The 2,893-nt window shown below is 37.6% G+C and carries 2 protein-coding genes; both read right to left on the reverse strand.

The features are described from left to right. Nucleotides 1-175: 175 nt before the first annotated feature. A complete protein-coding gene (locus A3K86_RS00055; RefSeq protein ID WP_068325778.1) occupies nt 176-1,936 on the reverse strand; it encodes a hypothetical protein in 1,761 nt (586 codons plus the stop codon). A 166-nt stretch (nt 1,937-2,102) separates the two neighbouring features. Continuing rightward, a partial coding sequence (locus A3K86_RS00060; protein WP_232321882.1) for a hypothetical protein occupies nt 2,103-2,893 on the reverse strand: 791 nt, incomplete at its 5' end.

Here is a 2,893-nt window from a genome sequence, read left to right on the forward strand (position 1 = left end):
TTCGACTGTAGATCTTGCTCAATTTTCATAACCTCTGCCCCTAATTTTAATTGGACACTACAAATAGCATTTAACGCCTGCAATAAGGTGTGCCCCACTGAACTAGCAGAGGGCACCGAACTCCATACTAAAACCGCCGAGTGTAACGCATCACCTTGATTGCCTTGTTAGCACGCTACGGCGCACAGTAAATTATTGGGATTGAGTGCATATCTCGTACAGCATGTGCAAAAGACGATATGATCCACAATAACTGTGTTATGTGACCTGCCACTGGCTGCCCTGCTTGTATTTTCCTAAATTCAGTTGCGATACTTGATTTAGAAATAAATGAACAGCTTAATATGCACTTTCGGTGAAGTTGATAATTCTTCAACAAGCTCTCTAAATCAGATTCTACGCGAGTAACATCTCCAATTCTAACTCGGTGGATTTGCGTTTGAGTGCCACTGTTTTTGTAAAAATCATTAAACTTGGTTTCAATTCTCTGAACAAGTTGCTGCTGAGTAAAAAACATATTGCCTAAGTTTTTGATACCTTGTCCAACAACATCGTGCAGTTTACTAGCTGAAGTAGTTTGGTCTCCATGTTTTGAATGAATAAATGAGATACATCCATCAGTGCAATTTAAAGTGATATGATCTGCCCACTCAATGCCCAAATCATCACAAAAAACATAATTATCACCTTGATGAATTCGCTCAACAAGCTCAAACATAGAACCAAGTTCAAATGCTTGCTGATTTGTGGAAAAATCACCTTTCTCAGAAGTTACATTCGCCATGTCAGGAATTGGATGTAATATATCAAGAATACTATTGATCTCAGATATACCAGAGGAATCTTGAAAACATGCCCCCATGAAATACATGTACTTTGGATCAGCGAATGTGATGCTATAAAAACCATTTTTTATTATATATCTCTGGAGAGTAACTTCTTTTCCCTTCTCTACCACACGAAAACTTGATAGAACTTTAGAATGGATCGTTAGTGTTTTGGGATTTTTCTTAATCTTAGACTCACCTGCGCGACCAACAATTTGATAGTTAGAATCCACTTCATACGTTTTTTCTAACTCTTGGAATAAACGCTGCTTTATTCTGTTTGATATGACTACAGACTTTCCTTTTGACAACTTGTATTTTAAAACAAGTCCATCTTTTTCGATTCTTTCGTATAGCTGAGTACTTTCAATAAGTAAGGCGTTTGGTGTTGTGATGTCTAACACATCGTTAAGCTCCACCTTTTTCGCAAATGCTTCTAGAAACTCGTTATCTGTTGCATTAGCTAGTAGTTCAACCTGTTCTTTTACCCATGATGCTATATCATCAATAGAAATTCGCTGAGATGCCTCTACTATTCTGCCTGTACCTGAAATAGACTTTATCGCAGAACCTTGTCTGATTTTTAGATAATAAGGTATTGAACGACCTGCTGAGTGTGTGGAAAGCAACCCTTTTAAATCTGCAGCCTCATATGACCTTGCACGCATCGCACGATCTGAAACGGTCATGTTACGTAAAGCCATTTTCTGATATTCAGCATCATGATTAAAAGTTCGACTCAGTTCAGTGCTACCAATCAGCTCAAAGTTATCCTTTATTAATTCAGAAATATTTGAGCAACTTTTTCTTAGGATTGCATAATGACCATTATATTCAATGACAATGATGTAAGCATGGATTCTATCTTCTATTTCATCATTTAAGAAGTATACAGGTCTTACTGAAGGAAAAACTTTAATTGAATAAATATAGTTGAATTCACTTTCCTCAACGAATGCTTCCTTTCTAAACTCATCAATTATAAAAACACCACCTTCTTCCATATTGCTTGATGCTTCATCAAGCAAATTTTGTATTATCTCGTCAGTTACATCATTTTTTGGAAGATAAAAATGTGCGTTTTTGGTTAATTCTAATCTTTCTGGCATCTAACATTTCTCTCCTATAACTTGTTTGATGTGACAATTATGCGTGCTAACGACCTGCCATAAAACGCCAGCAACGCATTACGACAACATTTAATTAACTACCGTAAGCACTAAAGCCAATTCATACCTAGAATGCCAAGCGTTGAGGGTCGTTTTGATGGCTTTGTTATGTGCGAGTTGAATGTCTACTGAATGTATAGTTTGGATATTCCTTAACTAAGTCATCCACAACAGCTAACCAAGCTTCTTTATCCACGACCTGGGGAGGGATTGCTTTAGGCTCTAAAGTCCATTGTTGCAGTGTAAAGCCCCAACTCAATCCGCCTACGGGATACAAAACTCCATCTTGTTCACTCAACCCAAATACTGTGCCGACCCAATTTAATGTAACGTGTGGAGCAACACTCCACGCAGGATTATCCCTAAAAGCCGTATTTACACTATAAAATGGAATGCCATTATCACGGTGACTTTGTGAGCCGACATCAACAAATTGCCATCGCCGCACATTTGAACCAAATGATGAATGCTTACCAGTTAGTTGAGCATTGCCATTTGTCGAAACAATATGTATCCAATGTGTGACTCGAGGAGATGTAACCTCAATTGATGGAAACTTTGGAGCGAAACAGGCTTTATTACCTGAGTCAACAAACCTCACAGCGAATTTATCGCCCCCACTCCACGAACGGTAAGTAAAATTTTTTAAATTACTATCATTGAAACATTTCTCGTAACTGCCATTTTCAATATTCGTTGAAAGATGAGAATTTCGATAAGAATCAAAAGATCCATACAGCGAAATTAAAACAACAACTATACCGATTGCGCTTAAAATGTACCTTTTCATAACTTTCTGAATTCCTTTTCTGATAGCACATAACGCCTGCCATAATACGCCACAACGCATTACGATAATGTTGATAAACCACCGAAAACACGAAAGGCAATCCAGAC

Source organism: Photobacterium jeanii, assembly GCF_001650345.1.
GTDB lineage: Bacteria > Pseudomonadota > Gammaproteobacteria > Enterobacterales > Vibrionaceae > Photobacterium > Photobacterium jeanii.

What these genes read in the sequence shown, in the direction of transcription:
- A3K86_RS00055 (WP_068325778.1), bottom strand. Translation starts at nt 1,936, where the DNA reads ATGCCAGAAAGATTAGAATTAACCAAAAACGCACATTTTTATCTTCCA.